19 protein-coding genes are annotated in these 22,974 nt (G+C 51.7%); 18 read left to right on the forward strand and 1 reads right to left on the reverse strand.

From position 1 onward, the window contains the following. The first annotated feature begins 263 nt into the window (after positions 1–263). The 18 genes from JT719_RS06455 to JT719_RS06535 all read left to right on the forward strand — a co-directional run bounded on the left by JT719_RS06455 (position 264) and on the right by JT719_RS06535 (position 21,667). Positions 264–731, forward strand: a complete 468-nt coding sequence (locus JT719_RS06455; RefSeq protein ID WP_207431784.1) for a MarR family transcriptional regulator — start codon at positions 264–266, stop codon at positions 729–731. 72 nt (positions 732–803) lie between these two features. Then, positions 804–2,159, forward strand: a complete 1,356-nt coding sequence (locus tag JT719_RS06460; RefSeq protein WP_341350745.1) for a TolC family protein — start codon at positions 804–806, stop codon at positions 2,157–2,159. Positions 2,160–2,184: 25 nt separating this feature from the next. Then, positions 2,185–3,237, forward strand: a complete 1,053-nt coding sequence (locus JT719_RS06465; RefSeq protein WP_207431785.1) for an efflux RND transporter periplasmic adaptor subunit — start codon at positions 2,185–2,187, stop codon at positions 3,235–3,237. Between the two features lie 37 nt (positions 3,238–3,274). After that, the gene (locus tag JT719_RS06470) at positions 3,275–6,460 is read left to right on the forward strand and encodes an efflux RND transporter permease subunit (protein WP_207431787.1); all 3,186 of its coding nucleotides are present in this window, start codon (positions 3,275–3,277) and stop codon (positions 6,458–6,460) included. A gap of 253 nt (positions 6,461–6,713) precedes the next feature. After that, positions 6,714–6,965 carry an acyl carrier protein gene (locus tag JT719_RS06475; RefSeq protein WP_207431789.1) on the forward strand — a complete coding sequence of 84 codons (252 nt, stop codon included), beginning with the start codon at positions 6,714–6,716 and terminating at the stop codon, positions 6,963–6,965. A 418-nt stretch (positions 6,966–7,383) separates the two neighbouring features. Then, positions 7,384–7,806, forward strand: a complete 423-nt coding sequence (locus JT719_RS06480) for a MarR family winged helix-turn-helix transcriptional regulator (protein WP_207431791.1) — start codon at positions 7,384–7,386, stop codon at positions 7,804–7,806. Between the two features lie 176 nt (positions 7,807–7,982). Next, positions 7,983–9,224, forward strand: coding sequence for a serine palmitoyltransferase (gene spt / locus JT719_RS06485; RefSeq protein ID WP_207431793.1), 1,242 nt, complete (start codon positions 7,983–7,985; stop codon positions 9,222–9,224). Continuing rightward, entirely contained in the window at positions 9,202–10,320 is a 1,119-nt protein-coding gene (locus tag JT719_RS06490; protein WP_207431795.1) for a hypothetical protein, read from the forward strand. Before spt ends, JT719_RS06490 begins: the two co-directional genes overlap by 23 nt. Beyond that, positions 10,317–11,303 carry an NAD-dependent epimerase/dehydratase family protein gene (locus JT719_RS06495; RefSeq protein WP_207431797.1) on the forward strand — a complete coding sequence of 329 codons (987 nt, stop codon included), beginning with the start codon at positions 10,317–10,319 and terminating at the stop codon, positions 11,301–11,303. The genes JT719_RS06490 and JT719_RS06495 overlap by 4 nt, the downstream gene beginning before the upstream one ends. A gap of 27 nt (positions 11,304–11,330) precedes the next feature. Then, positions 11,331–12,656, forward strand: a complete 1,326-nt coding sequence (locus JT719_RS06500; RefSeq protein WP_207431799.1) for an inositol-3-phosphate synthase — start codon at positions 11,331–11,333, stop codon at positions 12,654–12,656. Positions 12,657–12,663: 7 nt separating this feature from the next. Next, a complete protein-coding gene (locus JT719_RS06505; protein WP_205499945.1) occupies positions 12,664–13,122 on the forward strand; it encodes a phosphatidylglycerophosphatase A family protein in 459 nt (152 codons plus the stop codon). Further along, a complete protein-coding gene (locus tag JT719_RS06510) occupies positions 13,123–13,494 on the forward strand; it encodes a GtrA family protein (RefSeq protein WP_205499944.1) in 372 nt (123 codons plus the stop codon). Positions 13,495–13,534: 40 nt separating this feature from the next. Further along, positions 13,535–16,087, forward strand: a complete 2,553-nt coding sequence (locus tag JT719_RS06515; RefSeq protein ID WP_242693087.1) for a DUF5686 and carboxypeptidase-like regulatory domain-containing protein — start codon at positions 13,535–13,537, stop codon at positions 16,085–16,087. Between the two features lie 14 nt (positions 16,088–16,101). Next, positions 16,102–16,845, forward strand: coding sequence for a CDP-alcohol phosphatidyltransferase family protein (locus JT719_RS25185; RefSeq protein ID WP_242693088.1), 744 nt, complete (start codon positions 16,102–16,104; stop codon positions 16,843–16,845). Positions 16,846–16,851: 6 nt separating this feature from the next. Then, positions 16,852–17,415, forward strand: coding sequence for a DUF4833 domain-containing protein (locus JT719_RS25190; protein ID WP_242693089.1), 564 nt, complete (start codon positions 16,852–16,854; stop codon positions 17,413–17,415). Between the two features lie 13 nt (positions 17,416–17,428). After that, a complete protein-coding gene (locus tag JT719_RS06525) occupies positions 17,429–18,049 on the forward strand; it encodes a sterol desaturase family protein (protein ID WP_207431807.1) in 621 nt (206 codons plus the stop codon). A gap of 1 nt (position 18,050) precedes the next feature. Further along, positions 18,051–19,001 (forward strand): phosphatase PAP2 family protein, encoded by a 951-nt coding sequence (locus tag JT719_RS06530; protein ID WP_207431808.1) that lies wholly within the window; start codon positions 18,051–18,053, stop codon positions 18,999–19,001. A gap of 347 nt (positions 19,002–19,348) precedes the next feature. After that, on the forward strand, positions 19,349–21,667 hold the full coding sequence (locus JT719_RS06535; protein WP_207431809.1) for a GH92 family glycosyl hydrolase: 2,319 nt from the start codon (positions 19,349–19,351) through the stop codon (positions 21,665–21,667). Between the two features lie 315 nt (positions 21,668–21,982). Here JT719_RS06535 and JT719_RS06540 read toward each other — a convergent pair whose 3' ends face one another. Beyond that, positions 21,983–22,795 (reverse strand): NIPSNAP family protein, encoded by an 813-nt coding sequence (locus JT719_RS06540; protein WP_207431810.1) that lies wholly within the window; start codon positions 22,793–22,795, stop codon positions 21,983–21,985. Between the last annotated feature and the right edge of the window lie 179 nt (positions 22,796–22,974).

The raw sequence follows: 22,974 nt of genomic DNA on the forward strand, positions 1-22,974 counted from the left end.
ACGTCCATTGAAGTTGAAATGGTTGGAAGATAAGATTCCATCACCTTATCTTTGCGGTGTTTCTGAGTCCCTGGCAGTAGGTAAAATCACTTCCTACTACTTCCCTTCAAGCCAGATCAGGCGTATAAACTTCTACTAATCAATCACAAACAAACATTCCCTGGTAGACAAAAAGAAATACTAAATTTTAGTTCTCAAAATTATGAACTAACGAAACTAACGCATACCTTTGCAGTGTTCTTAAGTCAAAGAAGGAGAAAAAAGTGGTACAGTTAACCAAAGAACAAAAGCAACTGATTGAGAAAATCGGCATTTACCATGAGCAGCAGGGCTTTCCGCCCGCAACCGGCCGCATCATTGGATTGCTGTACGTCTCAGACAGACCGCACCTGTCTTTTGAGGAGATCATTGATACCTTGAATATCAGTAAGAGTGCGGCCAGCAATGCCCTGAACCTCCTGCTACAGATGCATTTGATTGAATACATCACGTTCCCCGGCGACAGAAAACGGTACTTCGGAGCTTTACTGGAGAACTGGCACGAGGAAGTGATCAACAAGATGGATTCCATCCTGGCGTTCAGCAAACTGCTTAAGCAAACCAATGAACTGAGGGGAAACGCCAATCCAGACATGAACCAGAAAGTTCTGGAGCGGATTGAGTTTCTGGAGTTCCTTTCCAAGGAAGTACCAGCCCTTCTGCAAAAGTGGATAAAGGAGAGACAACAATAATTTTTTGCCCGCTTGGTTCTTTTTATTCAGAACCAAACAATAAGATACAAACCAATCAATAAAAGTAAAACCGTGAATAAGAAGCATTTGATACTGAGCCTTCTACTTGCGTTTGTAGCAAGATTCAGTTATGCACAAACTCAACCGGAGGGCAATGTCTTAACGCTGCAACAGGCGTTGAACTTTGCCGCCAACAATAACATCAGCATTCAGCAGTCAAAGCTGGATGAGCAAGGAGCTGAATACAGAATCAACGAAACCAAAGGTTCTGGCCTTCCTCAACTGAATGGTACCGGGCAGGTAAGCGTGTATCCGTCTATTCCTACCCAGTTGCTGCCAGGTGAGATCATTGGCCAGCCAGGCACTTACGTACCGGTGAAATTTGGTCAGAAATACAATGTTTCCGGCGGTGTGGAGCTTCAGCAGCTTATTTTCAGCAAATCCTACTTTGTAGGATTAGAGGCGGCCCAGACCACCCGTGACCTGTACCGTTTGCGCACCCAGATGAGCACAGAAGATGTGATCTACAACGTAAGTTCTGCTTACCTGCAGGCTCTGCAAACCAAGGAACAGTTCAGCACTATTGATGCCAACTACAAGCGCCTGACCCAACTGGAGAAGATCCTGCAACTGCAATACAAGAATGATTTCGCCAAGAAGGTAGATGTAAACCGCATTACGGTAAACAAAACCAACCTGGAGAACCAGCGCCAGACCTTGGCGGCGGCTTATGAGCAGCAGAAAAACGCCTTGAAGTTCTTTATGGGGATGCCAATTGAGCAACCAATTGAGATTGCCGATTCCACCACCCTCACCAACACGGCTCTGCCGCTTACTACCAACGCCAACGAGATCCTGACCCAGCGCTCAGATTTCCAGGCTTTGCAGACGCAGAAAAAGCTGTATGGCCTGAACGTGGAGAACATCAAAGGCCGCGCCTTCCCTACTCTGGCAGGTTTTGGTCAGTACACTTACAACGCCCAACGGCAGCAGTTTAACTTCTTTGACACTAATCAGCCTTGGTTCAACACCTTTGTGCTGGGTGTGCAGCTGAACATCCCCATTTTTGACGGATTCCAGCGCAGAAACCAGATAAAACAAGCCGAGCTGGATGTGAAAAAGACTGAGTTAGACATCCAGAACCTGACCCTGAGCACCCAAATGGGATTAGATAATGCCTTGAAGCAGATCAATACCAGCCAATTGGCCGTGCAGAACCAGGAACGCAACGTGCAGCTGGCCCAGGAGGTGTACAACACCACCAACAGCCTGTACAAAGAAGGGCTTTCCCCGCTGACCGACCTGTTAGAAGCCGAGGTGAGCTTACGTGAGGCCCAAACCAACCTGAACAACGAAAGACTGAAATATAAAATAGCGCAGCTGGACTACATCAAAGCCAGAGGCGAACTGAAAAACCTAATCCAATAACACTGTTTCTGTACACTCTAAAAAAATGAAAAAACTGATTTATATCCTGGTTGTTGTTGTCCTGATAGGCGCCGTGGCTTACACGCTCAACAAGAACAAAAAGGAAATGACGGAAAAAGCGGCCGTAGCCCAGATCAAGAGCGAAGCCATTCCGGTAACCCTCACCGAGGCGAAATCTGCCAAACTGGACCGGTCTTTTACCGCGCAAGGAAACTTCAGACCAGTGCAAAGCCTCACCCTGTTGTCTGAGACCCAAGGCCAGATTCAGCGGGTATTGAAGCGCAAAGGCGACCGCGTACGTGCCGGCGAATTGCTGGTGCAGGTAGAAGGCAACACCATGAACGCGAACCTGGTGACCGCCCAGGCCAATTACGAGAAAGCCAAACGTGACCTGGCCCGTTTTGAAAACCTGGCCGCTGGTGACGCTATCACTAAACGTCAGTTAGAAGATGCCCGTCTGCAAGTGAATTCTGCCCGTGCCCAATTGGTGGCTGCCCAGCAGAACATGTCCAATACCCGGGTAACCGCTCCTATCAACGGCGAAATCAATGAGATCTACATTGAGGTAGGTTCTTTCCTGAACCCAGGTACTAAGATGTATGACATTGTGAACGTGAACAGCCTGAAACTGAATGTACAGGTTTCTGAAGCAGAGGTTCTGCTCATCAACAAAGGCCAGCGCGTGAAAGTAACCGCCAATGCCGGTGGCCGCCAGGAGTACGAAGGCAGAGTAACCGCCATTGCCGCCCAATCTGATGCCACTTTGAAGTACGATGTGGAAATTGAGGTCAAAAACACCTCTAACAACAACCTGAGAGCGGGTATGTACGGCACTGCCTTCTTTGAAGTAGCCGACCAGCGCGATGCCCTGTTGCTTTCTCGTCAGTCTATTGTAGGTAGCATCCAGGACCCAAGCGTGTACGTGGTGAAAGACAACAAAGCCTATTTACGCAAAGTGAAAGTGGGTACGGTAACCCAGGACCAGGTAGAGATCCTGGATGGGGTGCAGCCCGGCGAAAAAGTAGTACAGAGCGGCCAGATCAACCTGCGCGAAGGCATCCAGGTGACCACTCTGTAATCAGAAAAGAAGTTTCTTTTAAACTGGAAGTTTAGAAATGAATATAACCAAGTTATCAATTCAGCGGTCAACCCTGGTGGTGGTGGTGTTCACCGTCCTCACCTTGCTGGGGATTGTCAGCTACCAATCACTCAACTACGAGCTGTTACCTAAGTTCAGCCCGCCGGTTTTGACCGTGACTACTTTGTACCCGGGTGCATCGCCTAACGAGGTGGAGAACTCGGTGACCAAAGAGATTGAAGATGTGCTCTCTTCCCTGGAGAACGTGAAGGAGATGAAAGGTACCTCCCTGGAGAGTTTCTCTATCATCACCATCCAGCTGAACCAGGGAACCAACGTAGACCTGAGCTTACAGGATGCCCAGCGGAAAATCAACACCATTCTGGCCCAGTTGCCCGAAGACGCTGACCCGCCAACCCTGAACAAATTTGACTTTGACGACCTGCCCATCATCAAGATGGGGGCCACGGCCAACATGCCTGCCACCGAGTTCTTCGACCTGATTGACAACAAAATCAAGCCGGAACTGTCCCGTGTGCCTGGTATGGCCCAGATCAAAATCCTGGGTGGTTCTGAGCGCGAGATCAAGGTAAACATTGACGCCAACAAGCTGGAAGCCTACGGCATCTCTATTCTGCAGGTACAACAGAAGATCAAGAACTCTAACCTGGACTTCCCTACCGGTAGAATCAAGAACGAGAACGGCCAGACCCAGCTCCGTTTATCGGGTAAATACCAGAATCTGGACCAATTACGTAACCTCGTTATCAGAGAAGACCAGAACGGTATCGTACGTTTGTCTGACCTGGCCGAGGTACAGGATACCCAGAAAGACGTGGAGGTATTGAGCCGTATCAACTCAAAACCATCGGTGGGTATCACTATCCAGAAACAGTCTGATGCCAACGCGGTGGAAGTAAGTGCCCTGACCAAGGCCGCTCTGGCCCAGCTGGAGAAAACCTATGCGTCTCAAGGCTTGAAGTTCAACATTGCAACGGATAGCTCTGACTTTACCCTGGAGGCCGCTGATTCTGTAATGCACGACCTGGTGATTGCGGTAGTGCTGGTGGCGGTGGTAATGCTGTTGTTCCTGCACTCGCTGCGTAACGCGGTGATTGTGATGGTGTCCATCCCGGCCTCATTGGTGGCCACGTTCATTGCCATGTACCTGTTTGGGTTCTCTTTGAACCTGATGTCTTTGCTGGCCCTTTCACTGGTGGTAGGTATCCTGGTGGACGACGCCATTGTGGTGATTGAGAACATTTACCGCCACATGGAGATGGGCAAGAACCCGGCCCAGGCGGCATATGACGGTATTCGGGAAATCAGCGCTACGGTAACCTCCATTACCCTGGTAATTGTGGTGGTGTTCATCCCAATCGCTTTGTCTACCGGTCTGGTGTCTGACATTCTGCGACAGTTTGCCCTGGTGGTAGCAGTAGCCACTATGATCTCCCTGTTTGTGGCATTCACTCTGATTCCGCTTTTGGCCAGCCGTTTCTCTAAACTGGAGCACGTATCTGACAAAAACATGTTCGGGCGGTTCATTCTGTGGTTTGAGCGCTTGCTTGACAGAATCATTGAAGGCTTTACCGATGCCTTGCAGTGGGCCTTTGGACATAAGTTCATTACCCTGGCTGCAACATTCCTGTTACTGATTGCTTCCTTCATGCTGGTGCCGTTCGGGTTCATCGGGAACGAGTTCATCCCGGCGGGTGACCGTGGCGAGGTGAGCTTGCAGTTAGAATTGCCTAAGAACGCTACCGTTGAGCAAACCAACTTTGCCACTAAGCAGGTGGAAGAGTACCTGCGCGGCATTCCGGAGGTAACCCGGGTGTTCACTACGGTGGGTACAACGGCTTCTTCGCAGCAAGGCCAGAACTCTGCTTATCAGTCTGAGTTATCTGTTGCCCTGGTAGACGTGAAAGAGCGTTCTTTCAGCACGCAGGAGTTCAGCCGTAGAGCCAAAGCCGATATTGAAAGCAAACTGCCAAACGTAGAGGTTACTCCGGTACCGGTAGGTCTGGTAGGGAATGCGCAAGCTCCTATCCAGGTGGTATTGTCTGGTTCTAACCTGGATACTCTGCTGGCCTTCTCACAGAAAGTGACCAAGTTGGTGGAAGGCGTGGAAGGTACGGTAGACGTGGAAACCTCCGTTGAAGGTGGTAACCCCGAGATTGAAGTAGTAGTGGACCGCGACAAGATGGCAAGCCTGGGCTTGTCTCTGGAAAGCGTGGGAGCCGGTATGCAAATGGCCTTCTCTGGTAACACAGACGCTACTTTCCGCTCCGGTACCGAGGACTACGACATCAACATCCGTCTGGATGAGTTTGACCGCCGCAACATGACCGACATCGCCAACCTGTCTTTCATCAACAACTTTGGACAGGTAGTGCGTCTGGGTCAGTTCGCCGACATCAAGCAGTCTACTGGTCCTTCTCAGCTGGAGCGTACCAACCGCGTGACCTCCCTGAACGTGAACTCACAGGTAATTGGGCGTCCGTCTGGTTCAGTGGGTGCCGATATTCAGGCCAAGATGGCGGAAATCAAGATCCCGAACGGGGTAACCGTTGACTACGCCGGGGACCTGAAAAACCAGAGCGAAGGCTTCGGTACGCTGGGAATTGCCTTGCTGGCCTCTATCATCTTCGTGTACCTGATCATGGTGGCTCTGTATGACTCTTACGTGTATCCGCTGGTGGTATTGTTCTCCATTCCGCTCGCGATCATCGGGGCCTTGCTGGCCCTGGCCCTGGCCGCCCAGTCACTGAGTATTTTCTCTATCCTGGGTATCATCATGATGATTGGTCTGGTAGCCAAGAACGCGATTATGGTGGTGGACTTCACCAACCAGATGAAGAAAGAAGGTCATGACGTGAAAAGCGCCCTGATGGAAGCCGTGCGAATTCGTTTCCGCCCGATCCTGATGACTACCCTGGCGATGGTGATTGGTATGTTGCCGATTGCGTTGGCCGGTGGTTCCGTAGCAGCCACTAAAAACGGTCTGGCCTGGGCCCTGATCGGAGGTTTGAGTTCTTCCATGTTCCTGACCCTGATTGTGGTACCTATCATCTACTACCTGTTTGACCGTGTGCTGGCCAAGTTTGGCCTGGACAAACAAACCGAGATCATACTGGTAGACAAAACCGCCGAAGAGTTAGAGCGCGAAACCGCCGAACTGGAAGGCAAGAAAGAACACCACGGCCAACCGGCCCTTGTATAAGATAAATTGAATAGTGAATGATGAAGAAAGGCGGGCGCATTTTGCGCCCGTTTTTATCACTTTCATCAATGAAACCAAACTCTGGTTTTGGACTCTGGAGCACAATAGGTACTTTTGCGGTCCTTTTTCACTCCACCTGTCACTGGTGTTTAGATCAAGCTCTTTATGATACAAGAACTGAGCACCCTATGGGAAAGTGAAAAACAGATAAACCATCCATTATTAGATTATAGATAGAACTTCTACCTTCCTTATGATAGCCGCTGTAACTGTCCCTTCTATTGCCCAGAGGGTTGTAAGAATAATCAGTAAAGTAAAAGAAATAAGGCCATCCCGGCTGCGTACTTCTTCCAACCTGAGCAAAGAATTGGGCTTTGATACCGTTGACCTGGTGGGCGTGATCTGGGAACTGGAAAAGAACTTCAAAATCAATATCCCAGACGAAGTGCCTTTCAACACCGTGGGTGATTTTGTGGAGTACGTTTCCCGCCAGACCCAGAAATAACGCATTACTTTCACTTTGGTATATAAACGTGTTTTAGGCTTGTTTTCAGTAAAACAGCCCTAAGACACGTTTATAAACTAACTACCTCAAAGCACTTTAGACTTCTTTTTGAACCGTTTTCAGAAAAGAAGCGAAAAACGCAAAGCTCCTTTAACTCTCCCCCGCTTCCTAAGAGTTTTGCACCTTCAACAGAAGTAAAATCCTCCTTCCTCAGCCCTACGTCTGATTTTCTGCCTGAACCAGGAGAAGAGCCTGAAAACGCACCTTGAGAACACCTGTTTCTTTTAGATAGATTTCACCGTAGAACCATCAAAACTAACTTTTTACCTTCTAATAATGCTATCATTTAGGATACCAATAATTAGTTGATTTTATCAACTAATTCCTTCACCTTTGTAGCAGTTAATTGGTAAAGAAAATGAATGAGGCGTCGCATCTTGGGTTACTGATAGCTAGGACTGGCTTTGTGCTGGGCAAGGCAGTAGAGAAGGAGTTTGAGAACGCTGGGCTGGGGTTAACCTACCAGCACTTCATTTTCTTGAACCTCTTATCTAAGGGCAATAAACTGATTCAGCAGGATTTGGCAGACATCGTGAAGATAGACAAATCGGCGGTTTTGCGGGTGATTGCGGCAATGGAGGAAAAGAACCTGGTGGAAAGATCTGGCGACTGCTGTGACCGGAGAAAAAAGACCTTACACCTGACTCCACTGGGGAAGAAGCTTCTTAAGCAAGCCCTACAGATAGAGCATAGAGTAAATTCAACCTTGCAAGAAGGCTTAACAAAAGAAGAAATTGACACTTTTGTGAATGTTGCCTTGCATTTTAGAAATAAAGTTTAAAATTTTTTGTATATTTAGTTGATATAGTCAACTAAATATCAATCAGTTGGTTGATCATGTCAACCAAATAGTAATAGAGAAGAATCCGCCTCCCCGTGCATTGAGCTAAGAAAAGGTCAGTGCATGTGAGAAAACTGCAAATGCGGCGATTTCGATACTTGTAAATGTCTGTTTATATGACAAAAAAATTAAGCGAGAGACTGGCCAATCGGGAGAAGGGTGCTCCAGAGAAAGCCGGGGAGAAAGCCAGAGAGTTAGGCGCTTATCCTTATTTCAGATCCATTGAATCGGCCCAGGATACTGAGGTAATCATTGAGGGAAAAAAGGTGTTAATGTTCGGGTCCAATGCGTATCTGGGCCTTACCAACCACCCCAAGATCAAAGAAGCCGCCAAGCAGGCCATTGATGATTACGGCACGGGCTGCGCCGGTTCCCGGTTCCTGAACGGAACCCTGGACCTGCACCTGGAACTGGAAAGAAGGCTGGCCGCCTTTGTGGGCAAAGACGCCGCCCTGGTGTTCAGCACCGGCTTTCAGGTAAACCTTGGCGTAGTTTCCAGCTTAACCGGCCGCAATGACTACATTCTGCTGGATGAATTCAACCACGCCTCTATCATTGATGGCAGCCGCCTCTCCTTCTCCAAAGTGCTCAAATACCGGCACAATGACATGGAAGACCTGGAGCGCAAAATCAGCAAACTTCCCGCCGAGGCCATCAAACTGATTGTGGTAGACGGAATCTTCAGCATGGAAGGCGATATTGTGAAACTCCCCGAGATTGTAGCCATTGCCCAGCGCTACGGCGGCAGCATCATGGTAGATGATGCCCACAGCTTAGGCGTGATTGGCGAAAGAGGCGCCGGTACCGCCTCGCACTTCGGCCTGACAGATCAGGTGGATCTGATCATGGGTACGTTCAGCAAGTCGCTGGCTTCATTGGGTGGTTTCATCGCCGCTGACCATGAAACCATCCTGTACCTGAAACACCACGCCCGCTCGCTTATTTTCAGTGCCAGCATGTCGCCGGCCTCGGTGGCCAGTACTTTGGCAGCCCTGGACATCATTGAAACCGAACCAGAGTGGATGGAACGTCTCTGGACGAACACCCGCTACATGACCAAGTTGTTGTTGGAAGAAGGATTTGAATTAGGCCCTACAGAGTCCCCTATCATTCCTATTTATGTAAGAGACAACTACAAGACGTTTTTACTTACCCGCTCGCTGCAAGACAAAGGCATCTTTGTCAATCCGGTGGTTGCCCCGGCAGTACCGGCAGACTCCACGCTCATCCGTTTGTCGGTGATGGCTACCCACACCTTCCCGCAGATAGAGGAGGCAGTTAGTAAACTTTCTGAGGCGTTCAAAGAACTTCAGATCAATCTCAAGCAAGAAGTATATGTGGCAAGTAGTGCCCGTTAACTCCAAGCAACTGCTCAAAGCCTTCATAGACTTTCCGCACCAGCTTTTTAAAGGGGACCCTAACTACGTCCCGGAGCTTTTCATTGCCCAGCGCGATTTACTCACGCCCGGCAAGCACCCGTTCCATGAGCATTCCACCGTGCAGCCTTTCCTGGCCTACGAGGGAAGCAAAGTGGTGGGCCGCATTGCCGCCGTGCTCAACCGCAACCATAACCAGACCAACGGCCAGAAAGACGGGTTCTTCGGGTTCTTTGACTCTATCAATAACCAGGAAGTAGCTACCCTGCTGTTTGCCCAAGCCGCCAAGTGGCTGAAAGAACAGGGCGCCGAGACCATGATAGGCCCGGTAAATCCTTCTACTAATGAGACCTGTGGCATGCTGGTGGAAGGCTTTGACTCTCCGCCGGTGGTCATGATGACCTACAACAAGCCCTATTACCTGGATTTGCTGGAGAAGGCTGGGTTGACTAAACAAGTAGATTTGATTGCCTACCAGTTCACCGAGCACTACAACGAGCGGCCTTTCCGGATGACCAAAGTGCTGGAGGAACGGCTGGGGCGAAAAGGTATTCAGATCAGGCCCATCAACCTGAAGAATTTTAAGGAGGAAGTCACCAAGATCAGGGAAGTGTACAACAAGGCCTGGGATAAGAACATGGGCTTCGTGCCGATGACGCCCCACGAGTTTGACCACATGGCCAAAGACCTGAAAATGATCCTGGACCCGGACTTCTGCATGGTGGCTGAGCATGAAGGCGAGATCATCGGGTTTTCGCTCTCGGTGCCAGACATCAACCAGATCCTGATCAAGGTGAAGAACGGACGGCTGCTGCCCACGGGCATTTTCAAGCTACTTTTCCAAAAGAAGAAGATAAACGGCTTGCGCATTATTGCCTTGGGCGTGCTGGAAGGTTACCGCAAACTGGGCATTGAAGCCTGCTTCTACGGCCACGCTATGGAGCAATTCAAAAAGAAAAAGATGAAAGTGGCCGAGGCCTCCTGGATTCTGGAGAACAACACCCTCATGAACCAGGGCCTCCTGAACATGGACGCCAAACCCTATAAAAAATACCGCATCTACGAAAAGGCGATATGAACGAACGAGTACTGATAACGGGAGCCAGTGGCTTTGTGGGCTACCACCTGGTGGAGGCCGCGGTAAACGCAGGACTGGAAGTCTATGCGGCCGTGCGACCCTCCAGCGAGGTAGACCACCTGAAGGCCTTCCCTATTCAGTACACGCAGTTAGACTTCTCCAGTGTAGCCGCCTTGCAACAGGAACTGGAAGAAAAACAATATGCCTACATCGTGCATGCCGCCGGCATTACCAAAGCAAAAGAGGCGCAGGAATACAACAGAGTAAACGCCGAGTACACCCGGAACCTGGCCCTGGCCGCTGTGCAGGCCGCTATTCCGCTGAAGAAGTTTGTGTTCATCAGTAGTCTGGCTGCCCTGGGCCCCATCTCCTACCAGGAGAAAAGCCCCATCACCGAGGAGAGCAACGCCCGCCCGGTCACCAATTACGGCAAGAGCAAACTGCTGGCCGAGCAGTACCTGGCCGAGATCAGGAACCTACCGCTGGTGGTACTCAGACCCACTGCTGTGTACGGCCCCCGGGAGAAAGACATTTTTATTCTGTTCTCCACCATCAGCAAGGGACTGGATCCTTACATAGGCAAAGGGAAGCAGCGGCTGAGCTTTGTGTACGTGAAGGACCTGGCCAAAGCAGTGATGCAAGCTTTAGAGTCTGGGGTAACCGGCACCAGCTACAATATCTCAGATGGCCGAAGCTACGACCGGTACGCCTTAGCCGATGTCACCAAACGGGCGCTCCGGAAAAGGGCCTTGCGGTTTCATCTTCCCTTGGGCCTGGTCAAAGGCATGGCGACACTGTCTGAGTTATTCGCCGGTAGTAAAACGCCGACCTTAAACCGGGAAAAAATCAGCGAACTCATCGCCGAGAACTGGAACTGCAGCATTGCGCGCATTCAACAGGATTTACATTATACCCCAGAGTATGACCTTGAAAAAGGCCTTACCCATACGCTGCAGTGGTATAAAGCAAATAAGTGGTTATAAACAATTGATGTACCTTAACTAAGTAAAATGGATCACCAAGTAAAAGACGCGAACGGACGTTTAGGAATTCTGATGCCAGGTTTGGGAGCGGTGGCTACCACCCTCATCGCCGGAGTGGAAGCTATCAAAAAAGGCTTTTCACAACCGGTAGGTTCCCTTACCCAGATGGGCCGCATCCGGTTAGGCAAACGTACCGATGACCGTTTCCCCCTCATCAAGGATTTCGTGCCGTTGGCAGACCTGAACAATATCGTATTCGGCGGCTGGGACGTGTACTCAGACAACGTGTTTGAAGCGGCTATGAACGCCAAGGTGCTGGAGCCCATGCTGCTGCACTCTATCAAACCCGAGCTGGAAGCCTTGGTTCCTATGAAAGCGGTGTTTGACAAAGCCTACGCCCGCAACCTGGACGGTACCCACGTGAAAGAGGGCGCTAACAAGATGGAGCTGGCCGAAATGCTGATGGACGATATCCTGAACTTCAAGGAAACCAACAACTGTGATCGTCTGGTGATGGTATGGTGCGGTTCCACGGAGATCTACATCGAAGAATCTGATGTACACAGATCTGTGGCTGCTTTTGAGGAAGGCCTGCGCAACAACGATCCGGCCATCGCCCCAAGCATGATCTACGCGTATGCGGCCATCAAGTCCGGCGTTCCTTTCGCCAACGGGGCGCCTAACCTGACCGTGGACATCCCAGCCATCGTTGAATTAGCAAAAGAGCACGGCATCGCCATCTCCGGCAAGGACTTCAAGACCGGGCAGACGTTGATGAAGACCATCCTAGCCCCCGGGTTGCACGCCCGCGCTTTAGGCGTGAGAGGCTGGTTCTCTTCCAACATCCTGGGGAACCGCGACGGCTACGTGCTGGACCACCCGGATAACTTCAAGACCAAAGAGGTAAGCAAGCTGAGCGTTTTGGATGAGATTTTCCGTCCGGAGTCAAATCCTGAGTTGTATGGTGAGATGTACCACAAGGTGCGCATCAACTACTACCCGCCGCACGGCGACAACAAGGAGAGCTGGGACAACATCGACATCTTCGGCTGGCTGGGCTACCAGATGCAGATCAAGATCAACTTCCTGTGCCGCGACTCCATCCTGGCGGCTCCGCTGGTACTTGACCTTGCCCTGTTCACCGACCTGGCGCAGCGCGCCGGCATGAGCGGTATCCAGGAGTGGCTGAGCTTCTACTACAAGTCGCCGCAGACGGCTGAGGGACTTGCCCCCGAGCACGACATCTTCAAGCAATTGATGAAGCTGCAGAACACCCTGCGCCACATGATGGGCGAGGACCTGATCACGCACCTGGGCCTGGATTACTACCAGGATTTAGTGGAAGCTCTGTAAGTATACTATGATTCAACTACACAAACTCATTTCCACCAGCTTAGGCATAGGCTACGTGGGTAAAGGCGGAGGCACGGTTGCGGCCGTAGCCACCTGTATTGCCTGGTATCTGTGGCAGGGCGGTGGGAATGAGCTTGTCTTCTGGCAAGCGGGCGTCACGTTCCTGATCACGGCACTGGGCGTCTGGTCTGCCACGGAAGTGGAACCCTACTGGGGCAAAGACGACAAAAAAGTAGTGATAGATGAAGTGGCGGGCATGTGCATCAGTCTCCTGTTCGTTCCGGTTCAGCTTCACTACGTGGCGGCAGCGCTGGTCTTGTTCCGTTTTTTTGATATTGTGAAACCCTTTTACATAAGAAGAACAGAGAAGTTAGCCGGTGGTTGGGGTGTGATGCTGGACGATGTGCTTTCCGGAGTTTACGCTAACGTGATCTTACATCTTTGCCTGTACTTCGACCTTTTCTAAATGCTCACCTTCCTGAAGTCCCAAGCGGCCTCCCTTATAGCCTCGGGAGTCGATTTCTTGGTGACGATCCTCACCGTGGAACTAGTAGGGCTCTGGTATGTAGGCGCTTCAGTTCTGGGTACTATTGCCGGCGGAGTCACACACTTCACCCTCAGCAGAACCTGGGTCTTCCATGCTACTCATAAACATTTACCTACCCAAGCAACCAAGTATTTTATTGTATGGAACGGAAGTCTGTTGCTCAACGCCACGGGGGTGTTTGCTTTTACGCACTACCTGGGCCTGAACTACATCTTTTCTAAGGTTTTCGTGTCCCTGCTGGTAGGTTTCTTCTACAATTACATTCAACAAAAGAGATATGTATTCAAGTAAGAATGTATATGTCAACCCTTTACATATACTTATTTGCTGCTTGGCCTTTCTAGCCTTTGGAGCAAACTTCAACCCAACTCAGGCCCAGAGTACCGCTACGGTGGTGAAGGGCACCATTAAAGATGCAGTGACCAAGGAGCCGCTCATTGGAGTGTCCATCTTTATTCCGGGCACCAGTGTGGGCACCACTACAGATATAGAGGGAAATTACTCCCTCAAAACCAACCAATCTGAAAGCAAAGTTCAGTTCACATACGTAGGTTATAAGTCCAAGACGCTTACCATTACGCCTGGCCAGACCCAGGTCCTGAACGTGCAGTTGGAGAGTGACGCCAAGCGGCTGAAAGAAGTAGTGATCAAAGGCCGCAGCCGCAATTACAGCAACAAGAACAACCCGGCGGTAGACCTCATCAGGCTGGTGGTGGACAACAAAAACAAAAACCGCCTGGAGAGCTATGATTATGTGCAGTACCAGCAGTATGATAAACTGCAACTGGCCTTGAGCAACAGCCCCGAGAAGCTGCGCAACAACATCCTGTTCAAGAAATATGACTTCGTTCTGAAGAACATAGATACCACCAAAGTGGCCGGAACGGCGGTGTTGCCCCTGTACATGCAGGAATCTATTTCCCGACAGTTTTACAGAAAAGACCCCGAAAAGAAGAAGACCATTGTAGATGCCGAGAAGAAAGTAGACTTTGGCGAGTTTGTGGTGATCAATTCCTACGTGAAGCACATGTACCAGGACATTGATATCTACAAAAACAACATCACCATTCTCACCAACCAGTTCCTGAGCCCCATTGCCGACCTGGCGCCTACGTTCTACCGCTTCTACGTCACCGATACCGTGGTGGTAGACGGTCAGAAACTGACCGAGCTTTCTTTCAGCCCCAAAAACGAGACCGATTTCCTGTTCACCGGCAAGCTGTACGTAACCATGGACGGTAATTACGCCGTGCAGAAAGTAGACATGGAAGTGGGCAAGAAAGTGAACATCAACTGGGTGCGTGACCTGCACATCAACCTGGATTTTGACCGACTGCCCAACGGACGCTATAACCTGAGCAAAAGCGTGCTGAGATCTGAGTTTGCCGTAACCCAGAACAGCAAAGGCGGCGTGTACGGCGAGCGGACCGTTTCGTTCAAAGACTTCCGCATCAATGAACCCAAACCAGACGGGTTCTACGAAGGCGAAGCCACCGCCAAATTACCCTTAGCTGAGAAGCAGGAAGAAGACTTCTGGGCCGCCAATCGGCATGACAGCTTATCGCTGTCAGAGGCCAACACCTACCAGAGCATTGACAGTCTTAGAAACAACCGTTCCTTTAAACGGACGCTGGACTTTGCCACCATGTTCATTGCCGGTTACAAACAGGCAGGCCCTTACTTTGAGATTGGCCCCGTGAATACGTTTTACAGCTTCAACCCGGTAGAGGGCTTCAGGCTACGGGCGGGCGGCAGAACCACCACTACCTTCAGCAAGCGGGTGATGCTGGAAACCTACGCCGCTTACGGGTTCAAAGACGAGAAGTGGAAGTATTTTCTGGGAGGCACCTACTCGCTGTCTAACCGTTCCATCTTTGAGTTTCCGGTGCGTGCTTTGCGCGTGAGTTACCAAAAAGACACCAAAATCCCGGGGCAGGACCTGCAGTTTGTGCAGGAAGACAACTTCCTGCTGTCGTTCAAGCGCGGCAACAATGACAAATGGCTGTATAACCAGACCTACAACATTGACTACCTGCACGAGTTCAGAAACCGCTTCTCGTTCAGGGTAGGTTTCCGCAACTGGGAACAGACGCCGGCCGGTAGCCTGGTGTACCGCAAAGCCATTGATCCTTCCTCGCCGGAGGGAACTCCTAATGACGGCACGGCCGGTTTGGTGGAGAATCTTACCACCTCAGAGTTCCGGCTGGAACTGCGCTGGGCACCCCACGAGGAATACGTACAGGGCAAACTGTACCGCTTCCCTATTGTGAACCGCTATCCGGTGTTCACTTTGCGGGCCGCGGCCGGAGTCAAAGGCCTCTTCAACGGAGACTATGATTACCAGAACGTGACTCTGAACATTGCCAAACGGTTCTACATGTCTCAGTTTGGGTACTCAGACGTGGTGGCCGAGGGCGGCTATATCTTTGGGCAAGTTCCGTTTCCGCTGCTGGCCATTCACCGGGCCAACCAGACGTACTCTTACCAGATTCAGTCTTATAACCTGATGAACTTCCTGGAGTTTGTGAGCGATCAGTACGCCAGCATCAACATAGACCACTGTTTCAACGGTTTTATCTTCAACAAACTGCCCTTGATCAGGAAAACCAAGCTGCGCGAGTTCGCCACCCTTAAAGTGCTGTACGGCAAAATAAGAGAAGAAAACGACCCTAAAAACAACCCAGATCTGTTGGCTTTCCCGGCGTACGCCACCGGGTTGCCTACCACCTACTCCTTGGAGAAAAAGCCTTACGTGGAAGCCAGCCTGGGCGTAGGCAATCTGTTCAAATTCTTTAGGGTAGACGTGGTGAAACGCCTGTCTTACCTGGACCACCCAGATGTCTCTGAAATTGGCATCAGAGGCAGGTTTAAATTTGATTTCTAAGCATTCAAAGAAGCATGGAGAGCACTCTGCGCAAAAGCACCCTCAGAGACACCTTACAGCAAGGTATCTACAAGATTATCAATCCGTTTGTTAAGTTTATTATCTCGTTGGGTTTTACGCCCAACACGGTTACTATCACCGGTTTTCTGCTGAACATTGGCGTAGCGGTGATCTTTATCCTGGGCGGCGAAAAGGGCAACCGCGGCGACCTGGACTACGTGGGCTGGGCCGGTTTCCTGATCCTGTTCGCAGGTTTGTTTGACATGCTGGACGGGCAGGTGGCCCGCATAGGCAAGATGAGTTCTTCCTACGGGGCTTTGTTTGACTCGGTGGTGGATAGATATTCTGAACTGATCATGTTCCTGGGCATCTGCTACTACCTCATTGCGCACCATTATTTCCTGAGCTCTCTCCTGGCGTTCATTGCCATGATCGGGTCCATGATGGTGAGCTACACCCGGGCCCGGGCCGAGGGGTTGGGCGTAGAATGCAAAGGCGGCCTCATGCAGCGCCCCGAGCGCGTGGTGCTCATCGGGCTCTCCTCTATTCTCTGCGGCCTGTTGGCCTCCTGGATTGGCGGCGAGTACAAAGTAGTGATTCCGGGTACCCGTATTCTGGTGTTTGAGACCATGACGGTGTTCACGTTCCCGCTGGCGGTATTGGCCGTCCTGACCAATATCACGGCTGTCAACCGGTTGCTGGACGCGAAAAAGGCTTTAGAGGAAAAAGAGAATTTATTGAAGAAGCAGACTGTTTAGTGTAAGATGAAAAGGATTCTCTTCTATTGTTTGACCGTGGTGTTGTTGGTGGGCGGGAGCGTTTTACCGGCGTTTTCACAGGAAACCCTTAAAACCAACAAGGGCCAGGAACTGCCCACGCCCAAAGGCATCTCTAACATGCTGTTCTACGTGCAGCGTGACCCCAACACCAACACTGTGGTGTACGAGTGGAACCTGAACAGCAAAGGCGTCCCCAACGAGGATGAACCCGTAAAGATTTACTGGATCAGATACGCCGATGGCGGGAAAAAGCAGGACCTGAACTTCATCCAGCGGAAGTTTGCCTACGGCCTCAACGTAAGGAAGATCAATGCCGAAAAGTACGAACTGAAGTTTGTGAGTTACGGCAAGCGCGCGTTCTACCTGCAGAAAGGGCCCGATGGCAAGTTCCATGTGTACACTACCATCAACCAGAAACAGGCCGTGGTAGACCGTATCTTTGTACGCATTGAGGGCGGTTCCTTCTGGGTTCCCAACGTGGTCTATGCTGAGTTCAAAGGGCGGGAAACCGCCACCGGAAAACAAACTGTAGAACGGTTCAAACCATAACGAGTTTAGTTGTATGAAAAAGAACTATGTCTCTAATTCCACTGAATCAACCAGAATGTTCAAGGCCGACTGGATGGAGGCGCTCTCAAAAGTGCATTTCACGGTGCCGCTGTACATCTACATTCCGGTAATTGGTTACCTCATCTATGATGCCCTTTTCCGGCAGCACCTAACCCTGCTGTCCTTTGCGGGGTACTACGCACTGGGATTGGTGGTCTGGACCTTGTCTGAGTACCTGCTGCACCGGTTTGTGTTCCATTTCGTGCCCAAGGCTCCCTGGGCGCTGCGGCTGCACTTCATCTTCCACGGTGTGCACCATGACTACCCCAACGATGCCAAACGCCTGGTGATGCCGCCCTCGGCCAGCATTCCTATGGCTACCATTCTGTACTTCTTTTTCCGGCTGTTCTTCAGCGGAGGTCCGCTCCACGCCTTCTTCGCCGCTTTCCTGACCGGGTACCTGGTGTACGACATCTCGCATTATGCCCTGCACCATTTCAACTTTAAAAACGAGTTCTGGAAAAAGCTGAAGAAACACCACATGCTGCACCATTACTCAGATTCCAGCAAAGGCTACGGCGTAAGTTCCGCGCTGTGGGACAAGGTTTTTGGCTCTGATTTCATCAAAAAATAACATGCGTACTACTACCACAGTAGCGAACAAAGAAGAAAAAAGCGTTTCTCTTAAAGCAACCCTCTGGATCACCGGCATCTCGCTGGGATATCTGCTGCTCTCTTATCTATTGATCGGGTTTAAGGTAGACCAATTGCTGTTGGTGGGCCTTTTCACCTCGCTGTATTACCTGTCGCCCACTACCCGCAAGTTTGCGCTGGGCTTCACCATTTTTGGGATCTTCTGGATTCTGTATGACTACATGAAGGCCTTCCCTAACTACTGGTTCAACCCAGTACACATCCAGGACCTGTATGAAGCCGAGAAAGCCCTCTTTGGGATCACCTACGGAGGAGCACGGTTAACCCCGAATGAATTTTGGCTCCAGCACCACAACACCGTGCTGGATGTCCTATCAGGTATCTTTTACCTGTGCTGGGTGCCGGTCCCCATGGGTTTTGCCGCTTATCTGTTCTTCCGAGACAGAACCCAGTTCACCTACTTTTCGCTCACCTTCCTGCTGGTGAATCTGCTAGGCTTCGTGGCGTATTACCTGTACCCAGCCGCCCCGCCGTGGTACGTACAGTTGCACGGCTTTGAGTTTATCCCCAAAACACCCGGCAACATGGCAGGGTTGGTCCATTTTGATGCGTTTTTCCAGATAGACCTGTTCCGGGGCATGTACGCCAAAGGATCTAACGTCTTCGCCGCCATGCCTTCGCTCCATTCGGCCTATCCCCTTATTGTGGTGTACTACGGCGTGAAGAACCGCCTGAAAGTGGCCCGGGAAATATTCGGGATTATTGCCGTGGGCATCTGGTTTGCGGCCGTGTACACTTCCCACCACTACATCCTGGATGTACTATTCGGGATACTTTTCGCCACCGCGGCAATTGCCTTGTTCAACTACCTGATGGCAAGAAGAGGTCCCACTTACCGGGCGGTGCAACGGTTTATCAACGCCATTGAGTAGCTTCCTGTACTTCACCATTTCCTAAAAAAAAGCTCCAGTGTTTAGAGGCTGATTTCTTGAAAATAGCCTCTAAACACTGGAGCTTTAGCTTTTCCTCGCTCGCCTCCGGCGAGTGTGCGTTATGGAGCGGCGTCTCGCCGCAATGCAAATGATGTACAATATTTCGCAACGTGGCCAGAGGCCACCACATAACACACACTCGCCGGAGGCGAGCGAGGGTTGCCGTATATCAGCAATTCAGATTAGGTATAAGCGAGCATCTCCCGTACAAATACCGAGGCCTACTTACTCACCTTCAGATTATTCATTATTTTGAGGCTCCTTTTCGCAAACAAGCCTAAAAACGCATGACCTACCGGTACTCCTTTTGCCTCCTGCTCTGTTCTCTATTTCTTTGGAGCAATCCTGCTGTCTCCCAGAACAAAAAAATTTCCTCCCCCTCCCCGGTGGATTTGGTGAACCCGTTGATGGGGACGGACTCCAAGCCGGAGCTCTCCAACGGGAACACCTACCCGGCGGTGGCCGTGCCCTGGGGCATGAACCTGTGGACGCCGCAGACGGGCACCATGGGCAACGGCTGGGCCTACACCTACGCCGCGGACAGGATCCGGGGCTTCAAGCAGACGCACCAGCCCTCGCCCTGGATGAACGACTACGGCCAGTTCGTGATCATGCCGGTGACCGGAAAGATGAAGTTTGACCAGGACGGAAGGGCCAGCTGGTTCTCCCACAAGTCCGAGACGGCCAGGCCCTACTACTACGGCGTCTACCTGGCCGACCACGACGTGACCGCCGAGCTCACCCCCACCGAGCGCGCCGCCCAGTTCCGCTTCACCTACCCCAAATCGGACAGTTCTTTCCTGGTGATCGACGCGCTGGACAAAGGCTCTTATATCAAGGTAATCCCTTCGGAAAGAAAGATCATCGGCTACACCACCCGGGCAGCCCGTTCCAACCCCAAAGACTTCAAGAACTACTTCGTCATCTACGTGGACAAGCCGTTCGCGCTGGCGCGCACCTTCCGCGGCAACAGACTCGCCGGCAGGGATTCCCTGGAGCTGACCTCCAACCACTCCGGGGCGGTGATCGGTTTTAAAACCGCCAAGGGCGAGAAGGTGCACCTGAGGGTCGCCTCCTCCTTCATCAGCCCCGAGCAGGCCGAGCTGAACCTGAGCCGGGAGCTGGCGCAGGACGACTTCGGCGCGACCATGGCCAAGGCCCGGGAGCGCTGGGAGAAGACCCTGGGCCGCATCAAGGTGGAGGGCGGCACCGAGGAGCAGCAGCGCACGTTCTACTCCTGCCTCTACCGCACGCTGTTCTTCCCCCACAAGATGTACGAGCTGGACGCCAGTAACAAAGCGGTGCACTACAGCCCCTACACCGGCAGGGTCCATGATGGCTACCGCTTCGCCGGGACCGGCTTCTGGGACACGTTCCGGGCGCTGTACCCCTTCCTCAACCTCATGTACCCCAGTATCAACCGGGAGATGCAGGAGGGCCTGAGCAACGACTACAAAGAGGGCGGCTGGCTGCCCGAGTGGTCCAGCCCCGGCTACGCCGACATCATGGTCGGGAACAACTCGGCCTCCGTGGTGGCCGACGCCTACGTGAAGGGCCTGCGCGGCTACGACATCGAGAAGCTCTACGAGGCGCTGGTGCACGGTGCCAATAACGAGGGGCCCATCACCGCCATCGGCCGCAAGGGCGTGGGGTACTACAACAAACTGGGCTACGTGCCCTACGACGTGGGCATCAACGAGAACGCCGCCCGTACCCTGGAGTACGCCTACGATGATTTCGCTATCTACCAGCTGGCCAAGGCCCTGAAAAGGCCGCAGGCCGAGATCGACCTCTACGCCAGGCGCAGCCAGAACTACCGCAACCTCTATGACCCGGCCACCGGCCTGATGCGCGGCAAGAACCAGGACGGCACCTTCCAGGCCCCGTTCAACCCCTTCAAGTGGGGCGACGCCTTCACCGAGGGCAACAGCTGGCACTACTCCTGGAGCGTGTTCCACGATGTGCAGGGCCTGATCGACCTGATGGGCGGCAGGCAGAACTTCGTGAAGAAATTAGATTCCGTATTCACCCTGCCCCCGGTGTTCGACGATAGCTACTACGGCGGGGTGATCCACGAGATCCGGGAGATGCAGATCGCCAATATGGGCCAGTACGCGCACGGCAACCAGCCCATCCAGCACATGGCCTACCTCTACGGCTTCGCCGGGGAGCCCTGGAAGACCCAGCACTGGGTCCGCCAGACCATGGACCGCATGTACCGGCCCACCCCGGACGGCTACTGCGGCGACGAGGACAACGGCCAGACCTCGGCCTGGTACGTGTTCTCGGCCATGGGCTTCTACCCCGTCTGCCCCGGCACCGACCAGTACGTGCTCGGCGCCCCGCTCTTCCCCAGGATGACCCTGGAGCTGGAGAACGGGAGGAAGGTGGAGATCGAGGCCCCTAACAACAGCCGGGAGAACCTGTACGTGCGGGAGCTGAGACTCAACGGCAAGAGCCACGGGAGGAACTGGGTAGGCCACTTTGACCTGATGAAAGGCGCCAAGCTGCGCTTCGAGATGGCCGACAAGCCCAACACCACCCGCGGAACCCAGGAGAGCGCCGCACCTTTCTCGTTTTCAAAGGAACAGCAAGGAGTGCAGTAACAGTATTGAAAGGACGGTACATATCTTATGAGAAAACAGTACAGGCGTTTACTAACTGCCGTTACCGTTTGCTCACAAGATCCTTTCAGGATGACAAAGAGAAGAGATATAGCTTACTATGGCGCGGATTTACTTCCGTGACTTTTGTTCAAGTAGGAGAGGCACGGAAGTAAATCCGCGCCATAGTAATAAGCTCCACATCAAACCGTGGAGTTCTAAAATAGCAGCGCCTTCTTCCATTGCGGGAGAAGGCGCTGCTATTTTGGTCCTGTTTTCTGGATTTTTGGCTGAAAACAGTTAAGAAAAGTGACCTACCTATATCTCTGAGTAAGGGGCTGGCTTCAACAGGTAAATATCGGCGCGGAGGAAGTTGTGGGCGTATTGAGGATCTGCGCTCATTTTTTTCCAGACAGGATCAGACCCGAAGGCTTTCCATTTCTCCTCACGGGAGGCTCGGTTCTCAAAGGAGGTCATGTAGAAGAGGTTGGGCATTTTGCTGCCCGCTTTCACTTGTCCGTAAAACACAGGGTTAAAACCCAGGCGCTCAAAAATCTCCATCTCGCCGTTATTGAACATGGCTACTTTGTTTTCGTGCAGTTTCTCGGTGGCGGCTTCGTAGCTGCGCAGTTCATAGACTCTTTCTGCGGGAGCTGCTTTCAGGTTGGGCACGGTGAAGACCGGTTTTCCGGCGAAGGCTTGCATCAGCACCACCTCCAAACGCTGGTACACCGGGTTGTCATGGGTAGCGTTGATGTACTCCTGTCCGGAGGAAGCCAACTGCTTGTCTTTGGCCAGGTCTTCCTCCACTTTGAACACCTGCTCTGCAGATTTGAACGGGATAAACACATAGACCAGTTTTTCAGCGGGTGCGGCAGTGTTCTGTCCGGCTTCTTCAATGGGTTTGAATACGCCTACTTTGCCTACCCCTGCCCGGTGCAAGGCAGGCAGATAGGCTTCTTTCAGGTAATTATCCAGGCGGTCTTCCTGCTGCTGGGTTTTCAGGTGATAGATTTTAAGCTGGTAAAACTCCCGCTTGGGAGCGCTTTTCCCCAGCAAGGAGAAAGCCAGAGTGAACAAAGTTAACAGCAGAAAAACGGCCGTCACTTTTCTTTTTGGGGCGTGCAGCATAGGGTAAATTTCTTAGCAGATAGTTGGTTTGTTTTGAATTAGAAAAGCGTACTGAATTGGTAAATAAATACTGACTGCTGCCTTAAAGTGGTTTTCAGGGTAATTTCTGGCAGCATCATAAAAAACCTGTGAGGTTTTGAAAACCTCACAGGTTTAGCCGTTTCAAGCTAATTTCTCAG

The organism is Sabulibacter ruber (assembly GCF_017355955.1).
Taxonomy (GTDB): Bacteria; Bacteroidota; Bacteroidia; order Cytophagales; family Hymenobacteraceae; genus Nibribacter; species Nibribacter ruber_A.